The sequence below is a fragment of the Streptomyces sp. SID8352 genome (assembly GCF_009862265.1).
Lineage (GTDB): Bacteria > Actinomycetota > Actinomycetes > Streptomycetales > Streptomycetaceae > Streptomyces.
Map to the genome: position 1 here is coordinate 335263 of NZ_WWGX01000006.1, position 15381 is coordinate 350643.

At 69.4% G+C, this 15381-nt stretch carries 26 protein-coding genes; 23 read left to right on the top strand and 3 right to left on the bottom strand.

All coding sequences use genetic code 11. The annotated features are described in order from the left end of the window. Window positions 1-10 precede the first annotated feature (10 nt). The 8 genes from GTY84_RS32820 (at window position 11) to GTY84_RS02720 (ending at window position 3552) form a co-directional block, all read left to right on the top strand. Window positions 11-709, top strand: a complete 699-nt coding sequence (locus GTY84_RS32820; RefSeq protein ID WP_202549042.1) for a hypothetical protein — start codon at window positions 11-13, stop codon at window positions 707-709. Then, a complete protein-coding gene (locus GTY84_RS02690; protein ID WP_161224391.1) occupies window positions 706-1026 on the top strand; it encodes a hypothetical protein in 321 nt (106 codons plus the stop codon). The genes GTY84_RS32820 and GTY84_RS02690 overlap by 4 nt, the downstream gene beginning before the upstream one ends. Continuing rightward, a complete protein-coding gene (locus GTY84_RS02695) occupies window positions 1023-1199 on the top strand; it encodes a hypothetical protein (protein ID WP_237531998.1) in 177 nt (58 codons plus the stop codon). The genes GTY84_RS02690 and GTY84_RS02695 overlap by 4 nt, the downstream gene beginning before the upstream one ends. Further along, on the top strand, window positions 1196-1579 hold the full coding sequence (locus GTY84_RS02700) for a hypothetical protein (protein WP_161224395.1): 384 nt from the start codon (window positions 1196-1198) through the stop codon (window positions 1577-1579). The genes GTY84_RS02695 and GTY84_RS02700 overlap by 4 nt, the downstream gene beginning before the upstream one ends. A gap of 194 nt (window positions 1580-1773) precedes the next feature. Continuing rightward, complete coding sequence (locus GTY84_RS02705; protein WP_161224396.1) at window positions 1774-2139, top strand: helix-turn-helix transcriptional regulator; 366 nt, start codon at window positions 1774-1776, stop codon at window positions 2137-2139. A gap of 132 nt (window positions 2140-2271) precedes the next feature. Continuing rightward, the gene (locus GTY84_RS02710; RefSeq protein WP_161224398.1) at window positions 2272-2556 is read left to right on the top strand and encodes a hypothetical protein; all 285 of its coding nucleotides are present in this window, start codon (window positions 2272-2274) and stop codon (window positions 2554-2556) included. A 110-nt stretch (window positions 2557-2666) separates the two neighbouring features. After that, window positions 2667-2912 (top strand): hypothetical protein, encoded by a 246-nt coding sequence (locus tag GTY84_RS02715; protein ID WP_161224400.1) that lies wholly within the window; start codon window positions 2667-2669, stop codon window positions 2910-2912. A 157-nt stretch (window positions 2913-3069) separates the two neighbouring features. Then, window positions 3070-3552 (top strand): DUF4429 domain-containing protein, encoded by a 483-nt coding sequence (locus GTY84_RS02720; protein ID WP_161224402.1) that lies wholly within the window; start codon window positions 3070-3072, stop codon window positions 3550-3552. A gap of 85 nt (window positions 3553-3637) precedes the next feature. On the opposite strand, the gene GTY84_RS02725 is transcribed toward GTY84_RS02720, so the two are convergent. From GTY84_RS02725 to GTY84_RS02735, 3 genes are all read right to left on the bottom strand, one after another. After that, window positions 3638-4015, bottom strand: a complete 378-nt coding sequence (locus GTY84_RS02725) for a hypothetical protein (RefSeq protein WP_161224404.1) — start codon at window positions 4013-4015, stop codon at window positions 3638-3640. 730 nt (window positions 4016-4745) lie between these two features. After that, window positions 4746-5510: a GntR family transcriptional regulator gene (locus GTY84_RS02730; protein ID WP_161224406.1), complete on the bottom strand. Its 765-nt coding sequence runs from the start codon at window positions 5508-5510 to the stop codon at window positions 4746-4748. After that, on the bottom strand, window positions 5503-6042 hold the full coding sequence (locus GTY84_RS02735) for a UTRA domain-containing protein (RefSeq protein ID WP_161224408.1): 540 nt from the start codon (window positions 6040-6042) through the stop codon (window positions 5503-5505). Before GTY84_RS02735 ends, GTY84_RS02730 begins: the two co-directional genes overlap by 8 nt. A 374-nt stretch (window positions 6043-6416) precedes the next feature. Here GTY84_RS02735 and GTY84_RS02745 point away from each other — a divergent pair, with 374 nt between their 5' ends. From GTY84_RS02745 to GTY84_RS02815, 15 genes are all read left to right on the top strand, one after another. Continuing rightward, a complete protein-coding gene (locus tag GTY84_RS02745; protein WP_161224412.1) occupies window positions 6417-6692 on the top strand; it encodes a hypothetical protein in 276 nt (91 codons plus the stop codon). Between the two features lie 73 nt (window positions 6693-6765). After that, window positions 6766-6915: a hypothetical protein gene (locus GTY84_RS02750; RefSeq protein WP_161224414.1), complete on the top strand. Its 150-nt coding sequence runs from the start codon at window positions 6766-6768 to the stop codon at window positions 6913-6915. An 88-nt stretch (window positions 6916-7003) separates the two neighbouring features. Beyond that, the gene (locus GTY84_RS02755) at window positions 7004-7243 is read left to right on the top strand and encodes a hypothetical protein (RefSeq protein WP_161224417.1); all 240 of its coding nucleotides are present in this window, start codon (window positions 7004-7006) and stop codon (window positions 7241-7243) included. Beyond that, window positions 7243-7623 (top strand): RNase adapter RapZ, encoded by a 381-nt coding sequence (locus tag GTY84_RS02760; protein WP_161224419.1) that lies wholly within the window; start codon window positions 7243-7245, stop codon window positions 7621-7623. Before GTY84_RS02755 ends, GTY84_RS02760 begins: the two co-directional genes overlap by 1 nt. 15 nt (window positions 7624-7638) lie before the next feature. Next, on the top strand, window positions 7639-7860 hold the full coding sequence (locus GTY84_RS02765) for a hydantoinase B/oxoprolinase family protein (protein WP_161224421.1): 222 nt from the start codon (window positions 7639-7641) through the stop codon (window positions 7858-7860). Between the two features lie 74 nt (window positions 7861-7934). Further along, the gene (locus GTY84_RS02770; protein WP_161224423.1) at window positions 7935-8456 is read left to right on the top strand and encodes a hypothetical protein; all 522 of its coding nucleotides are present in this window, start codon (window positions 7935-7937) and stop codon (window positions 8454-8456) included. Continuing rightward, a complete protein-coding gene (locus GTY84_RS02775; protein ID WP_161224425.1) occupies window positions 8449-8601 on the top strand; it encodes a hypothetical protein in 153 nt (50 codons plus the stop codon). The genes GTY84_RS02770 and GTY84_RS02775 overlap by 8 nt, the downstream gene beginning before the upstream one ends. 56 nt (window positions 8602-8657) lie before the next feature. Continuing rightward, a complete protein-coding gene (locus tag GTY84_RS02780; protein ID WP_161224426.1) occupies window positions 8658-8861 on the top strand; it encodes a hypothetical protein in 204 nt (67 codons plus the stop codon). Window positions 8862-8961: 100 nt separating this feature from the next. Next, window positions 8962-9159 (top strand): hypothetical protein, encoded by a 198-nt coding sequence (locus tag GTY84_RS02785; RefSeq protein ID WP_161224428.1) that lies wholly within the window; start codon window positions 8962-8964, stop codon window positions 9157-9159. Window positions 9160-9178: 19 nt separating this feature from the next. Further along, complete coding sequence (locus GTY84_RS02790; RefSeq protein WP_161224430.1) at window positions 9179-10546, top strand: hypothetical protein; 1368 nt, start codon at window positions 9179-9181, stop codon at window positions 10544-10546. Window positions 10547-10555: 9 nt separating this feature from the next. Beyond that, on the top strand, window positions 10556-12670 hold the full coding sequence (locus GTY84_RS02795) for a hypothetical protein (RefSeq protein ID WP_161224432.1): 2115 nt from the start codon (window positions 10556-10558) through the stop codon (window positions 12668-12670). A 221-nt stretch (window positions 12671-12891) separates the two neighbouring features. After that, window positions 12892-13284 (top strand): hypothetical protein, encoded by a 393-nt coding sequence (locus GTY84_RS02800; protein WP_161224434.1) that lies wholly within the window; start codon window positions 12892-12894, stop codon window positions 13282-13284. A gap of 89 nt (window positions 13285-13373) precedes the next feature. Beyond that, window positions 13374-13892 (top strand): hypothetical protein, encoded by a 519-nt coding sequence (locus tag GTY84_RS02805; protein ID WP_161224436.1) that lies wholly within the window; start codon window positions 13374-13376, stop codon window positions 13890-13892. A gap of 8 nt (window positions 13893-13900) precedes the next feature. Beyond that, entirely contained in the window at window positions 13901-14098 is a 198-nt protein-coding gene (locus tag GTY84_RS02810) for a hypothetical protein (protein ID WP_161224438.1), read from the top strand. Between the two features lie 151 nt (window positions 14099-14249). After that, window positions 14250-14852, top strand: a complete 603-nt coding sequence (locus GTY84_RS02815; protein WP_345943319.1) for a hypothetical protein — start codon at window positions 14250-14252, stop codon at window positions 14850-14852. The last annotated feature ends 529 nt before the right edge of the window (window positions 14853-15381 follow it).

Below are 15381 nucleotides of genomic sequence, written 5' to 3' on the forward strand. Positions count from 1 at the left end.
GGAGACCCTGATGACCGATCCCACCACCCCGCCCGTCCCCGCGCCAGTCATGGACCAGGCTGCGCTCCGTGCCGAGCTGGTCAAGGTCACCGAACAGCGCGACTACTGGCACTACGAACTGCGCTGCGCCGACGCACGTATCGCCGAGCTGGGCCGTCAGGTCCGGGAATCGAAGTCCGCAACGCTGCCCGCGCCCGTCGACCAGGCCGCGATCGTCCGCGCCTGCGCTGCGCTCGTGGGCGACACCTACAGCGGCGAGTGGGCCGCCGACGCGGTGGCAACGCTGGAGGCGGACGCCGACCGGATCGAGCGCGGCGAGCCGTGCAGCCTGCTGCTCATCGCTACCGGGCTGTCCACCACCGCCACCGACCAGGCCGCTGCCCTCCGCGAAGCCGCCGCCGCTGTGGCCGCCCTGGACCGCCGGGAGATCGGCATCACCGCCGACACCATCCGCGACGCTCGGGAGGAAGACCGCGACGAGGGAGCCGACCTGCTGCGCCGCATGGCCGACGAGACGGCAGCCACCGAGACCGCTGCGCTCAACCCGGCCGAACGCACGATGCTGACCTACGCCCTCGACCAGGCACAGGAACGGATCTGGTCCGAGGACGGGTTCACCCACGAGGACCAGGCCGCCGTCGACTCGCTTCGTCGCCTGACCGTGGAGCAGCCCGCCGCCGGGGCGCGGCAGGACGGGGCGCAGCGATGACCGCCTTCGTGTTCGCCGTCGCGGCCGCTCTCGCAGTCGGCTACACCGCAGGACGCATCAAGCCCTGCACTCGCGCCTCCCACTGGGCCCACTGGCTGTTCGTGGGCACCACCCGCCCCAGCCGCCGAGACCCCCGCTGGTGGCTGGCCCAAGCCGTGTTCCTCGGCGAGATCGCCGTGCTCCTCGGCACCCGGCCTCGGCAGACCCTCCACGCCTGGAAGCACCGCAACGACCCGCCGCCGGGGCGCGGTCCAGCGCTCAAGATCGCCCCCGAGTGGGCAGCGGAGGCCGACCGGCCGCGCGGGGTGGGGGCGTGATGGTCGAGGCTCTCGCCGCCGCCCGCACCCTCGGCTGGCCCCTCCCCGCCCTGATCGCCGTCCTCGCCGCCGCGAGCACCCTCGCTGCCGGCCTACTCGCCGCCGCCATCGACACCCTGCTCCCCCTCGCCCAGACCCTCCTCCGCCACGCACTCACCGGGAGACGCCCATGACCAGCCCCGCCGACCAACTCCGCGCCGCCGCCGCGCTCCTGCGGGCCCGCGCCACCGCAGCCAGCACCGACCCCGAAGGCAACCCCACCGCCGACTGGCACTACGCCGCCCTACGACGCGGTCGCGCCGGCCTCCACGGCGACCATCTCACCCTCGATGACGGTCGCGTCGTCTCCTGGCCCTCCATCGTCCGCGGCGGCGATCACACCCGGCCGTCGTACATGTACCTCGCCCACGCCGCCTACGCCGCCACGATGGGCCCGGTCGTCGGCCTGGCCCTCGCCGACTGGCTGGAGGCCGCCGCCGCAGACGCCCAGGAGATCGGCGCCAGCCCCCAGGCCCTCGCGGTCGCCCACCAGCTCCTCGGCAGCCAGCCGTGACCGGCCCCAGCAGCACGCCCCGGGGCGAGCACACGCCCCGCCCCGGGGCCGCGTGACCGATGCGACCGCCGTGAGGGGCCCTGCGCGCCCGCCTGAGCGCCCCTCACGGCATCCGACACCCCAAGTCGGCAAGCCACCTCCCGGCCCGCTACAGGGCCGCACAAGCCCTCGAACCCCCCTGAACGGAGACCAAGTTGAACCCCGCACGCTTCGCCGCCACCCACGCCCTCGCCCAGAACGCCCTGTCCGACCGGCAGCAGGCCATCCTGCGGCTACGCGCCGACGGACTCAGCGGCCCCCAGATCGCCAACCGCCTCCACATCGCCGTCAGCACCGTCGACTACCACGAACGGGCCATCTGCCACACACTGCGCGCCGTCAACATCAGCAACGCCATTCACCTCGCCTGGCAGAACGGACTCCTCCGCAAGGAACGACACGGCGACCACGCCGGATTCGCCGCCCACATCCGCCGCGGCGAAACCCCCTGCGACCTGTGCAAAGCAGGCGAGAGCACCTACCGCAGGGCGCAGCGAAGACAGAGGAAGAACGCTGCCTAGGCGACGGCAGCGTCACGGTCGGAATCACGTGGAGCCCCTGCCGGAGCCTCCTTTTCTGAGTAGGTTGGTGCGCTACGGTGGCAAGCGACCAGTACCATGCACTTGCAGTAGGCGGCAGGCGGCGGAGGCCCCATGAGCGATCAGCCCTGGACCATCGAGCGCATCAGCGAAGCCGTCGGCAACCCCACCCTCGCCCGGCGCTTCCTCTCCGAGATCAACCGGGCCCCCGCCGACCAACTCCTCGCGGTCTTCACCCGGTGGCAGGAGATCGCAGAGGGCATCCTCGCCGCCGTCGACCGCGGCCGTGAGATTGCTGCGGCTGAGGAGCGGGGCGAAGACCCCACCGCCGGCTGGACCGATGCGACGGATCGGGTGCGCGCTGAAGCGGACCGTGTGCGGTCGCGGGGCGCTGCCTGACCAGCAGGATTTTCACTCCGGGTATTCCCTCCGCTACTCTCCCGGCATGATCTTGACCTCACCTCCCCCATGGCACCCAGACCCACCCACGCCATAGAGGAGGACAGCCGGTGCCCTACCGCCTGAAGTACGACGAGGCCGCCGAAGCCGCCCACGAGGCCATGCCCACGGCAGCCAGCGAAGCCCTGACCCTCGCCCTCGCCGAAGCCTGCGACGACCCCCTCGCCGCCACCGACCCCTACGGCGTAGACGACGGCATCATGCGAATGCTCGTCACCCGACACGCCTTCGCCGTCCTCCTCATCGGGCACCACCACAAGACCATCACCGTCCTGAAGATCACCCACCTCGACTGAACCACAAAGCCCCGCCCAGACCGGGCGGGGCTTCATACGCAGGCCAGACGGGAAACGAGCAGCCGACGACGCCAGGCGGTAACGATTGGATCATCCGTCCGCCAGCAGCGGCGCCCAAGTGCCACGATGCCGCCCACACGCACCAAGGGGGGGCAACATGATCGAAGTGAAAGGCCACACCGGGCAGGTCACGTTCGACGGCCAATACGTCACCATCACCCGCCGCGGGCTCGTCGCCCGCACCACCGTGGGCAGGGGCGAGAAACGCTTCCACATCAGCCAGATCAGCAGCGTGCAGTGGAAGCCGGCCGGGCTGTTCTTCAACGGGTTCATCCAGTTCGCGGCCGCCGGCGGCAACGAGCGCCGCTCCCAGTTCGGAAGCCAGACCGCGGACGCAGTCACAGACGAGAACTCGGTGGTCTTCACGGTCCGGCAGAAGACCGCGTTCGAAGGGCTCCGCAAAGCCATCGAGGACGCCATCGCCGCCCACCACACACCCAGCAGCCCCGCACTGCCACATGCCCCGAGCCGACCCGCGTCCATCGCTGACGAACTCGCCAAGCTCGCCACCCTCCGCGACCAAGGCGCCCTCACCGAAGCGGAGTTCCAGCAGCAGAAACAGCGCCTCCTCGGCAGCTGACGCAACAGGCGAACGAGACAGACCCCCAGCCGGACTCCAGCTGGGGGCCTGCACGTTCAGAAGCGCAGTGCCAGGCTCACGCTCATCACGGCTGCCCGTACCCCTCCCGCGCCTTGACCAGCCTGCGGTGCGTCGCCCGCATCTGCTCTAGCCGGCCAGCGAGCGTGCTGATCACCGTCTCCAGACCGTCCGGATCCAGACCGTCAATGAAGTGGTCATCCACCAACTCGATCACAGCGAATGGCAGACGGTGCGCCACCTGCGGCGACCACGGCTCAACCTTGATCACCGTCGACAGAACGGAGAACTCCTCCGGGACGCCACTCTCATCCACCGGCAGCGTCAACGGCTCATCCCAGAACCAGCACCAAATGTCCTCACGGAACACCCGCCGGCCCACCTCGTGCGAATGATCCAGCGTGCAGCCCACCATGCACGTGTACACGACGGTCTCGCCCGTCACACGGTCAACAAACGACCACGAACGAGGAGCCTCATCCGGCGACGGCTGGGGGTCAAAACTGTAGTGCGCTAAAGTCATGGAAGACCTTCTCTCTGGTGGGAGTGGGTTTGTGGCTGGCGGACGGGAATCCGCTGGTCGAATGGCCGGGCGTGTCGGAACGCCCGGCTGTTCTCGTTTCCTCGACGGTCGCCCTCCGGTGGAGCTGAAGGGACGGGCTCAGCGGGCGGTCGACCTAGCCGCTTCGCTATGACCGAAAATCTATCCGCCCGACGAGGGGTCGCTGGACCTGAGGGGCGAGTTCCAGCATCCGTGCGAGGTGTGGGTCAGTCGTTCCGTGCCGATCTGCCCCGTCAGCGCAGGCTGTCTGACCAGCACTAATGCATAACTTTAGGCATTAGGTTCAAGGTCCTGAGCAGCGCGTCCTTGCCGCGCGCTGCAACACGTAGAGGCGTCGAGCGCCATCCTGCTAGATGCTGGCGCACCTCTGAAGGATGGCTCAATCTCGCCGACTCTGAAGGGATGGTGCTCGTTCGGCGCCTGGGCCGCCGACGTGCCCGTAAGGGTAGAGATGCGCATGCGGGGAGGCCGAGGCGTTACATACAGGCACGCCGCTCCTAACTGAGAGTGTGACAGTGCCTACTCTGACGCACTCGACCGTAGGGCTTAATTGCTCACGTATCAAGCCCTCTCGCGCGAGAGGGCGGAAGGCTGCCGCCGTGCTCGGGTACGCCTACGGGCAGCCGATGCTGTACGCCATTTTGAAGCGATGAGCGGGCTTGGCGAGCAGCGTGACCTCGATCGGCTTCTGGTCATCGCTGTAGACGATGCGGAAGACTTCAATCACAGGCACGTCGCGCGGCAACTCCAAGTGCAGGTACTCGTCGGTCGTTGCCGGCCGCGCGCCGAGCACGTCATCTTGCGAGCGCGTCGGAAAGCCCAAGTCGTCGAGCAGTCGAGGCGAGCCGCCCGGAATCAGGCGGGGGTCTTCGAGCCGCGTTCCGCGGGCCAACTCAACGGGGTAGTACGAGTGAACCAACTCCGCTGGCTTGTCGTCGAGGTACCCGACCCGGGACCGGAGAATCGCTGTACCGTCTTCGTCGAGCCCAAGCGCGAGGCGCACCTGCTTGGGCGGCTTCACCTCCGTCACGGTCAGCATGCGGTACTTGCCGCGCTGCTGGTTCTCCGTGGCCGCGGTCAGCCAACGGTAGGGCTGCCCAGGTTCGGACGGTGCCAGGCTGTGTGCCGGAGTGATGGCCTGCGCGCCTTCCTCGCGCACGAAGATACCGACTCCGTTGCGTCCGACCAGCAGTCCCTCGTCCTTGAGGATTCTCGTGGCGCGCTGGATGGTCACGTTCGTTGTGCCGTACTGCGCGCACAGTCGTTCGGTGGAGGGTAGTGGCGCGCCGGGCTCCAAGTCGCCATCCATGATCAGCTTTCTGATCTCTGCCGCAATGCGCTCCCCGAAGGGACGCTTGTCCTCGTGCTGTTCAGGCATGTCGGTCGACCTCGATCTCGTAGTGGAGGCGGCGAGGCGCCTTCATGACCATGTGTTGCACTTCGAACGGGGCCCCGTCTTCGGTGACGCTAGTCCGCAGAAGGCTGAGCACGCTGGCCCCAGCCGGCAGAGCCAGTGCCCGAAGTTCGGCCTCTTGCGCGGCCCGGAACTCTAGATCCTCACTGACATGCCGGGCCTCGTAGCCGAGTTCCGCCAGCAGAGTCGGAGCACCCCCCTTGATCTTGCGCCGCTCGGCGAGGGGGGTCCCGCGGGCGACGGCGCCCGGGTAGTACGAGTCGGCGAGTTCGATCACTTCGCCTCCAAGCAGGATGAGACGCCGCCGGACCACGGCCGTTTCGCCGGGGGAGAGGCGCAGCGCTGCAGCCACGATTGTCGGAGGAATCACCTCTGCGACCTCGGCGAGCTGCTGCCCTCCCCGCTTCCCGGCTTCCCTGGTCCAGGCATCAGCCTGCCCGGCCTCTTGCGGTGCGACGTAGGCGAGAGAGTCCGACTCGCGCTCCATATCGGCCATCTCTGGCGCCTCCTTCACTGCCGATCGTGTGGCTGCTGACCTCCCCACCTTAATCCTTCAGGGGTTACGCATACCGAGGCGTGTTTGGCCAGATTCACGCCGCGAAGCTTGCTACCTAGCGGCATAAGCTATTAACGTCTGTCGACAGATGCGAAGCACTCGATCGGAGGCGCAATGCTGCGAGTTCGGGACGTCGCGACGCACTTCCGAGTGCACCCCGCGACCGTCTACCGCTGGATCCACCAGGGATCTGTCCCGGCCTACCGGAACGGCCGCCCCTTCAAGCCCGGAGACGGCGCGACCGGCGCCCTCCGTATCCCGAAGTCCGTCCTGAATTCGACGGAAGCCCCGACTGCCGCCGAGGAGGCTGCCTGATGCTCAGCTCCACGACTTCCGCCCCGCTGATCGGCTTGCCGCCGGAGGGGATGAAGGCTCTGGCCCGCCTGGCCCAGCACTTCCCCCTGATCCAGGCGGCCACGAGGTACGAGACGGCGGCCCGCAGGGCGGCGGAGCTCGCCGGGCTCGCCAAGTCCGGCCGGCTGTCGGACCTGGACGCGGACTCGCTGGCCGCCGCCGAGGACCTGATGGCGTCCGCGCACACCACCCTGGATCAGGCCGGGCGGCTGGATTTGATCGAGGTCCGGTCGTGAGCGCCGAGCACGAGCGGGCGAAGGAACCGCTGCCGGTCCGGCCGCCTCGCCCTCACCCGCAGGGTTTCACCCCGTGACCACCCCGGCCGATGTCGGTCTGGCCGCGAAGGCCCTGGCTGAGGAGACGCGGCAGCGGATCGAGTCCGCGAAGCAGGCCGCACTCGACGCTGAGGCGGCTCGGGCGGCTGCCGCCGAGATCATCGCCGCCCAGCAGTCCCAGTAGAACCCCTTCTCTCCGTGGGCGGCGGTCGACGCCCTGTCCCGCCGCCCACGGACCCCCATCACCCCCATTCGCCTGGAAGGGCACCGCCATGTCTCCGTTCCTGTTCTCCGCCGATCACGCCTACACCGGCCTGGGCCAGCAGCTCCGGACCCGGCTCACGGTCGAAGAGGCGATGACCATGTCGGTCAGCGAGTTGTTCGCCGAGTACACGGAGGCGCGCCGGTTCGGTGACCTCGGCCGTATGGCCGCGGTCCGGGAGTACGCCGCCCGCCTGGACCGGGCCCTCGTCGCCGAGCTGGACGGCTTCGACTACCCCGCCGCAGCCTGATGGCCACGGTCGAGATCGTCAGCTTCGGCTTCCTGCACGGCGATGCCCCCACCGCGGACCTGATCCTCGACCTCCGCCGCGCCTTCCGGGACCCGCACATCGATCCGCGGATGCGGTCTCTCACCGGCCGCGATCGGCTCGTGCGGCGGACCGTGCTTGGCACGGCAGGAGTCCGACCGCTCCTCACCGCGACGACTCGGCTGGTCCAGGCCTACGCCGCGGGCCCCTCCGTCGCCCGGATCGTCATCGGATCGGGCTGCGCCGGCGGCAGGCACAGGTCCGTGGTCGTCGCCGATCAGCTTGCCCGACGGCTACGCCGCCGCGGCCACACCGTCACCGTCACCCACCGCGACCTGCACCTGCCGGTCGTCAACCGCTAACCCCAAGGAGTCCACATGCCCGCCGCCCGCCACTTCCTCTCCCGCACCACCTTCTCCGACGACCAGCTGAGGACCGACATCAAGGCCGATGCCGCCGCGAGCCGCAAGGCGCAGCGCGAACTTCAGGAAGCCGGGAAGCACCATCTCGCCGACCAGATGGGGGCCGCAGCCGACGAGGCCCTGGACGAGCTGAGCGACCTGAACAACGGCATCTGGAAGCCCAACCACCACTCCTGACCCGCCCCAGGTGCCGGGGCGCAGGAACCCCGCCCCGGCACCTACCCCGTCAGATCACCCCAGAGGAGAACCAGATGCCCGACACCGAGACCGCCCCGGCCGCCAACCCGTTCACCACCGACGCCGTGACTCGTGCCGCGACGGAGACGACCGGCCGCCGCCCCGACTTCTGGATCGGCTACTCCGGCGAGACCATCTCCGGCCAGGAGGTCGCCGACTTCCTCAACGCCACCCGCACGGTGCTGGAGAAGACCGGCTGGACCCGCAGCTACACCGACAGCGACCCGGACCTCCCCGAGCCCGACGAGTCCATGACCTTGAAGGCCATGATCCTGACCCTCTGGCGGTACGCCCGCCAGGCCCTCTCCCAGCAGGGCCCCCTCACCCTCAACTTCGGCATGCACCAGGTCGACAACAGCGACGCGCATCGGGTCGCTGATCGGGTCCTCGACTCGCTCGTCGCCGCGCACACCGGCACGCCGACCGCGCAGGCCACCGCCTGGGCCGGGCGAACCACCCGCACCTGGGACGAGGTCCGCAACCTCCTGACCGCCGGCGCCGATCTCGCCCGCGCTCACGGCCCCGCCGGTGCCTGACGGTCGCTGCGCCCAGTGTGAGGAGCACGCCGAACTCCACAAGGGCAACTGGCTCGGTCTGGGTGATCAGCAGACGCCGTGCGGGCCGTGCGAGGACCACGCCCGCAATGGCTGCCTGGACCGCCGCAAGACCAGCTGGTGGTGAACCCGCAGCCCCACTCGGGGGCGCGCACCATCCGCACTTATCGAGAGGAGCCCGTCGTGGGCCTGTTCAAGAAGACCGATCAGGAGAAGGCCGATATCGCTGCGCTGCGTGCGGCCGATGCGGCTCTGCACGCCAACCAGCGGCGAGAGGAGGCCGCCGGGATCCGGGACGAGACCCCGGAGTATCTGCGGCTCAACACCGCCGCGAACGAGGCCGCCGCGAAGGTCTCGCGCTGGCACGGCGGCACCAAGCGCCACTGACCTATCAGCCCCGGCATTCACGCCGTGAGGGCGCCCGATCGACTCGGGCCCGGGGCGCCACCCCAACTCTCTATCCTTCCCGACCCCTTGAGAGGCCGTCATGCTCCGTGGCATCGCCTGGGCACTCCTCGCCCTATACCTGCTGGTCGTCGGCCTCTGGTCGGCCGCCATCACCCCGATCAGCCTCACCTTCGCCGGGTTCGGCGCGGTCCTCGGGACCGTCCCCGGATCCGCGTGGCTCCTCGCCGCCACCGTCATCTGGCTCAAGCACCGCACCACCCAGCCCGCCACCGCCTGAACAAGAAGGGACACCAGCTATGACCGCCAGCCCGCCCAAGGTAAACGGCCACACCCGGCCGCCGGCCCTGCAAGTACTGGGGGACTGGCAGCCCATCGAGACCCCCGCCGCCAGCCAGGACACGTCCCCCGCCGGCGCGACCAGTGATCTGGTTGCCCAGGCGCAGGCCGAAGCAATCCGCTCGAAGGCGTGGGCCGCAGCCGAGGAACAGCGGCTCGCCGCTGAGGCTGAGCAGATCGCCGCGGTGAAGCGCGCAGAGGCAGAGGCCGAAGCGGTCCGGATCAAGGCCGAGGAAGAAGCCCGCAAGCTCCGCCTCGCCAACGACCGCGCAGAGCGAAAGGCCGCCGAGGAGCAGGCCGCGTCCGAAGCCCGTATCGCCGAAAGCCGGAAGCGGAAGGCCGACGCCGACCGTGCCCGTGCCGACGCCGACCGGCAGGCCGAGGAGGAGCAGGCAGCGGCCGACGCCCAGGCGGCCGAGATCACCGAGGCCGAGGACCGGTGGCGCGGCTACGCCCGCGGCTTCTACATCGTCTGCGCGATCGTTGCCCTGCCCGTCCAGATCGCCGCGTTCTACAACCGCGAGGCCCTTTGGCTGATGGCCGCGCCGCTCATGCTGGAAGGCGGAGCGTGGGTTGTTCTCAAGGGCGCTGCCGCCGCGGTCGCCTCCCGTCGGCCGCACTGGCACTACCGGCTGATCGCCTGGCTGCTCGCTTTCCTCGCCGCGGGCATCAATCTCTGGCACGGCCTGATTGCTTTCGACCCGGCGACGGCGATTGGTACGGCGTTCGCGTCGATCGCTGGGCCCGGAGTGTGGGATCTCCACGAGCACGGACGGATCCGGAAGCGGGACGGCAAGCCGACCTGGCGGGAGCGGGGCGCGGCCAGGAAGAGGGCGAAGGAAGAGGCCAAGCAGAAGGCCGCCGAGGCGGAGGAGAAGCAGGCCGAGAAGGAGGCCGCCGACAAGGCCGCAGCGGAGGCGGCGCAGAAGCTCGCGGCCACCCGCGCGCAGGAGTTCCCCGACGTGTGGAAGCACGCCCTGCGGCTCGCTGCCGCGCTCGGCGAGACCACCGTCACCGAAGCTATCTGGGACCGCGCGCACCACGACATCGAGGGAGCCGCACCCGGCCAGTCCGTCGACATCATCACGGGCCGCCGCAAGGCCGAGAAGCGCGTCGAAGCAGCCAGCACCGGCACCCCCGTGAACACCCTCGGCAAGACCACAAACGCACAGCGTGTTCCACATGTCCCCCCTGGGCCCGGAAGGGGCTCGAAGACCGGTCCGAAGGTGCGCGGCGTGCGCCGATCCGGAGACGCTCCGCGGTTCTCCGGCGTCGCCCGGAAGCAGGCCGCCATCACCGCCAAGACCGCCGCCGAGAAGAAGGGCTGACACCCCACCATGGCTACCCCGCTGCCTGCTGACCGGCCCGCGCTCACCCTCGTTCCCTCGGCCGCCGAGACGCCGGTCTTCAAGGACGAGCCGCCCGCCCGCCGCTCCTGGATAGAGTCCGCCCGGACCGTCGCCGACCACACCAACCGCGTCGCGTCCCTGGCTCTGCTGCCGCACACCGTCCGCGGCTACCGCACCCTCGGCCGCCGCTGGGCGGACCGCTACCACAACCACTACCCCCAGCTCATCGCCGACGCCGACCAAGGCGTCCGCAACGCCGCCGGCGACGTCGAGCGGGCCGCCCACTTCAAGGCCCTCGCCGACACCTACCGTGACCAGTACGCGCAGCACCGCAAGACCTTCGCCAGGAAGACCGCCATCGGGGCCAGCGCGGTCGCCGGGGGAGTCGGCTTCGGCGTCGTCACCGGGAGCCTCTGGATCGACCTGCTCGCCGGGCTCGGTGCCATGGGCGTCGGTGCCTTCCACGGCCGCAACCGCACACAGCCCGAACCGGACACCAGCACGGAGACTGTCCTCGGCCTGCCTGCCGACGACTCCGTCCGCGGCCACGGCTCCACCACCCTCGACGACCTGCCCTCCGGCGGGAAACCGTTCCCGATCCGCCGAGCGGAAACCCCGCAGCAGGCAGCAGTGTGCGTACTCCTCGCGATGGTCGCCGAGAGCATCCCGGTCGTCGAAGTGTGGGACATGGAGCGGCAGCCTTGGGGCTGGCAGTGCAAGGTCCGCGTCGACGAAGGAACCCCCGAGGCGATCATCGCCAAGGCGGGCGACCTGGAGACCAAGTTCGACCTTCCCACCAACGGGGTCCGCCCGCAGCCCATGGTGGAGCGCCGTGCCTGCGCCATCCTCCGCCTCGTCGAAGGAAACCCGTTCGCCACCGCGCCCGGCCTGCCCTACCGGGCCCCCAAGTCGATCTCCATCACCGAGAAGTCCCGGCTCGGCACCTCCGTCGGTGGGGACTCCCTCGACGCAGCGTTCGCCGGAGTCATGGGCCTGGTCGTCGCAGCGTCCGGCGGTGGCAAGACCGGCTTGCTCCAGGCAGTCGGGGAGATCACCACCGCCTGCTACGACAACATCACCATCGACGTCGACCCGCACGGCGACGGCCTCGAAGACCTGCACGACGCGGTCCGGGTCACCGGCCGCAGCCACGAGCAGATCGAAGCCGTCCTCCTGTTCTTCCTGATGCTGTCGAAGGGCCGTGCCCGGCTGAGGAAGAAGCTCGGCATGGGCAAGAAGTGGGTGGTCAGCAAGAAGCACCCGCACTTCACCGTCATCTTCGACGAGTTCCCGAAAGGCTCCGAGCTGGCAAAGAAGCTCGCGTTCGATCTGTTGCTCGTCGGCCGGAAGGAAGCCGTCACCCTGATCATCGCCTCCCAGGGCGGCACGAAGCTGTACCTGGGAGAGAACATCGCCCAGATGATCGCCCTTAAGGCGGTCGGCCCCTGCAAGGTCGGCGACACCCGCGCCGTGTTCGGCGACGGGGCCGTCGGTGAGGGATGGATGCCGCACAAGCTGTCCCCGGCCACCGACACCGACCCCAAGGACGCGGGCCACGTGTACCTCCAGGGCGTGCCGGGCAGGCCCGACGAGCCGATCGAGTACGCCGTCCACGAGACGCCGTCCGAGACGCTTCGCAAGCTGGCCACTGAGCGCTTGGAGGCCGGGCTGGTCGAGCCGGACCAGGACAGTCTCGACGCGATGCGCGGCGTGGACCTGCCCGAGTACGTCGAGCCGGAGTACGACAAGGACGGCGACCTCAAGAAGCCGGCGCCGGTCGAACTCCTGACCTGGGAGCAGTTGCTGCGCTTGTGCGACGCTGAGCCGCCGGCGGGGGCCGAGCTGACGGACGGTCCAGCGCGGGCCGTGGCCGAGGACTCGGTGACGGTGATGGAGAAGGCGGGCCTCGACCGGATGAAGACGGAGACGCTCCTCGCCGCGCTTCGTGACTTTGACCCCGACGCCTACGGCGAGATGGATGTTGAAGGGCTCAAGTCGCTGATGAAGCAGGCCGGGGCCGGAGCGCCGATCACGCTTGGCCAGATCGGCGAGGAGAAGAATCCGCGCGGCTTCAAGCGTGATCGACTCCGTCACCTGCTCTGACCGCTATGCGAAATATGTACCCCTAATCAGAGGCTGCTCAGCCCTGATCAGGCCACAAACCCGCAGGTCACAGCCGCTCAGGCCGCTGCTCACCAGCTGCTCATCCTCTGCTCTGAGCAGCCCCTGAGCAGACTCCTGAGCACCTCTGACCTGCAACAACGCCCGCTGAGCAGCCCTGAGCAGCGGGAACAAGACATCACAAATCGGAAGGAAGTTCCATCATGGCGAAGGTCTGGAAGCCGGGCGATGAGCGCCGCTTCTGCCGCGACATCAAGCTTGGCAAGCCCTACTACCGCATCCACAACATCGACACCCGCCGAGCGCCGTGGGAAGACCCCCAGCTGTACAGCGAGATCGTCTTCACCGACTACCTGCCCCTCACCGCCACCCCCTGCACCAAGTACGGCACCGCGGCATCCACGGTCCTCCGCCAGCACGGCCCGATCTACGACACCCCGCCCCACGGCATGCGGAACCTCGCCGAAGCCGCCCGCTCCGTCGGCGCCCCCCTCGGCGACAACTACGAAGGCGTCCTCGACGAGGACGAGATCCGCGGCCTGGAGAAGCTCGTCGCCCAGAGCAGCAACCCCCGCACCCGCCGGCCCATCCGCTAGCCATGCCGGGGCGCCCCTCGATGCCTGCCAGCGAACCAGGGGCGCCCCTTCCACCCGCTACGCGTCAACACGCAGAGAGCAAACCCAACATGACCATGATCCTCAGTCTGCCCGCAAGCCCGCCGCAGGCCCCGCCCGCCCTCGACCTGGAAGCCCGCCTTGCCCTGACCGGCGCCGCGATGACCGCCCGTCTCGCCGAGGCTGCGGTCGCCTTCGAGGTCAACACCGCGCACCTGCCAGGCGCCGACCCGGTCCCGCACATCGCCGAGGCCGTGCCCCCGCGGCTCGCCCCGCCCGCCGGGGCCTTCCGGACGCCGATCGCCGTGCTGCTCCACCGGGCGCTGCACCGGATCGAGTCCGACGGCTGGTGCAGGGACGCACTCCACGACGACCAAGGCGCCGTCTGCCCCGTCCGCGCTATCCGCCTCGAAGCACACGGCGACCGGGCTCTCGCCGACGACGCCTGCACCTACCTCCTCGCCCGCATCCAGGCCGACTTCGCCAACGCCGAGACCATCCCGTCCTGGAACGCCCAGCAGACCAGCGCCGCGCCCGTCCTCCGGGCCCTCGACCGCGCCGCCCACCACGCCCACACCCACCAGCAGTAGGAGCATCCATGCCCAAGCTCACCCCCGAGCAGATCCACGAAGCCGGCCGACGGCTTCAGCGCGGCGGACTCTTTGGTCGCGGCAGCAGCAAGCTCGCCAACCGGGTTGTCGAGGATGCGGTCGATGCCGGAATGGACCGGCACGAGGTCGCGTTCCAGATCCTCAGCGCAGCAGCCGACTACGAGCCCCGACCCTGGGCCAGGTAGAACGGCCCGGCCATCAGTTGCCCGGCCGTGCCCCAATGGCGGCCGGGCTCAGCCGAGTTCGGGCCTGATTACGATTCAACGAACTCGACCTCACAGCTCCCCCACAGACCCGCATGATGCCCCTGACACACCAGCCGTACAAGGGGACCCCGTGACCGACCAGCCGCAGCCGCCCATGCCCACCGTTCCGCCCCAGCCCGAGCAGCAGCCCGAGCCGCCCACGGCTGCGATGCCCGTACCAGCGCCGGCGGAGAAGAAGCGGCCCGGCAACAAGGTCATCATTGGTGCCTCGGCCGCGATCATCGCCGCCATCGTCGGAACCGGTGCCGTCCAGGCCGTCAATGACAGGGACGACACGTCGGCCACAACGGCCACTGAGTCCAGTGAACCCGCCGAAGCCCCCGTTACCACCGTCGCCGACGAACCCGAGCCGGAGCCGACTTTCGTGGAGCCCACGGTTGACGACTTCACGATCGAACTCCGCACCACCAGCCGGCAGTGCTTCGGGTCGGCAGGCTGCAACATCACCGTCGAACCCAAACTGTCCTACACCGGCCTCACTGACGCCCTGGACCCGGACGCCGTTTACCAGATCACCTACGAGATCAAGGGCGACGATTCCGGACCGATCCTGAAGACGCTTGAGCTGTCGGATCAGACGACGCTGAACTACACGCCGACGTCACTGTCTACGGCGTCCGCGTCCAAGAAGCTCTCCGTGAAGATCACCGAAATCAACGAGACAGGCGTCTGAGGGGCAGGCCGCCGGGGGTTCCGGGGCCCGGCGGGGTGATGCTCGTGCCACCCCACCACCAGCAGGCTCATCCGGTGGCAGCGTAGAGTTCCTGCCAGCCAGGCGCGTCATCTGACCTGGAGGCGACCAGCAACGAAGCCCCGGCCGTACTGGCCGGGGCTTCATGCTGTGTGGTCCCCGCGCACGCGGGGATGGCCCCGCGCCGGGACCCACCGGGCGTCTCCGACCGAACGAACCGTCAGCGCGGCCTGTGCGGGGGCCCGCTACGTCGCCCACTGCTCCTTCGGGCTCGGCAACGCCGCCCGCGAACCAGGAACCGTCCCCCGCCATCCACGGGGGACTCCCTGCCCCGGGCGGGGACGGAGAGGCCCTTGTGAGCTTGTGAATCAGCGGGGGGCTTCCGCCCCGCCGCCCTGGCGCACCAGGTCCAGGACGTGTGCGTGCAGGGCAGGCAGGCCCTCGGCGGGGACTGGCACGGGGCTGCCGGTGAGGGTGTACCACTCTTCGGCTTCGGTGTACTGGATCAGCA

Coding starts and splice junctions, on each gene's coding strand:
- GTY84_RS32820 (WP_202549042.1), top strand. CDS start 11: ATGACCGATCCCACCACCCCGCCCGTCCCCGCGCCAGTCATGGACCAG.
- GTY84_RS02690 (WP_161224391.1), top strand. CDS start 706: ATGACCGCCTTCGTGTTCGCCGTCGCGGCCGCTCTCGCAGTCGGCTAC.
- GTY84_RS02700 (WP_161224395.1), top strand. CDS start 1,196: ATGACCAGCCCCGCCGACCAACTCCGCGCCGCCGCCGCGCTCCTGCGG.
- GTY84_RS02710 (WP_161224398.1), top strand. CDS start 2,272: ATGAGCGATCAGCCCTGGACCATCGAGCGCATCAGCGAAGCCGTCGGC.
- GTY84_RS02720 (WP_161224402.1), top strand. CDS start 3,070: ATGATCGAAGTGAAAGGCCACACCGGGCAGGTCACGTTCGACGGCCAA.
- GTY84_RS02730 (WP_161224406.1), bottom strand. CDS start 5,510: ATGCCTGAACAGCACGAGGACAAGCGTCCCTTCGGGGAGCGCATTGCG.
- GTY84_RS02735 (WP_161224408.1), bottom strand. CDS start 6,042: ATGGCCGATATGGAGCGCGAGTCGGACTCTCTCGCCTACGTCGCACCG.
- GTY84_RS02745 (WP_161224412.1), top strand. CDS start 6,417: ATGCTCAGCTCCACGACTTCCGCCCCGCTGATCGGCTTGCCGCCGGAG.
- GTY84_RS02755 (WP_161224417.1), top strand. CDS start 7,004: ATGTCTCCGTTCCTGTTCTCCGCCGATCACGCCTACACCGGCCTGGGC.
- GTY84_RS02760 (WP_161224419.1), top strand. CDS start 7,243: ATGGCCACGGTCGAGATCGTCAGCTTCGGCTTCCTGCACGGCGATGCC.
- GTY84_RS02765 (WP_161224421.1), top strand. CDS start 7,639: ATGCCCGCCGCCCGCCACTTCCTCTCCCGCACCACCTTCTCCGACGAC.
- GTY84_RS02770 (WP_161224423.1), top strand. CDS start 7,935: ATGCCCGACACCGAGACCGCCCCGGCCGCCAACCCGTTCACCACCGAC.
- GTY84_RS02785 (WP_161224428.1), top strand. CDS start 8,962: ATGCTCCGTGGCATCGCCTGGGCACTCCTCGCCCTATACCTGCTGGTC.
- GTY84_RS02790 (WP_161224430.1), top strand. CDS start 9,179: ATGACCGCCAGCCCGCCCAAGGTAAACGGCCACACCCGGCCGCCGGCC.
- GTY84_RS02795 (WP_161224432.1), top strand. CDS start 10,556: ATGGCTACCCCGCTGCCTGCTGACCGGCCCGCGCTCACCCTCGTTCCC.
- GTY84_RS02800 (WP_161224434.1), top strand. CDS start 12,892: ATGGCGAAGGTCTGGAAGCCGGGCGATGAGCGCCGCTTCTGCCGCGAC.
- GTY84_RS02805 (WP_161224436.1), top strand. CDS start 13,374: ATGACCATGATCCTCAGTCTGCCCGCAAGCCCGCCGCAGGCCCCGCCC.
- GTY84_RS02810 (WP_161224438.1), top strand. CDS start 13,901: ATGCCCAAGCTCACCCCCGAGCAGATCCACGAAGCCGGCCGACGGCTT.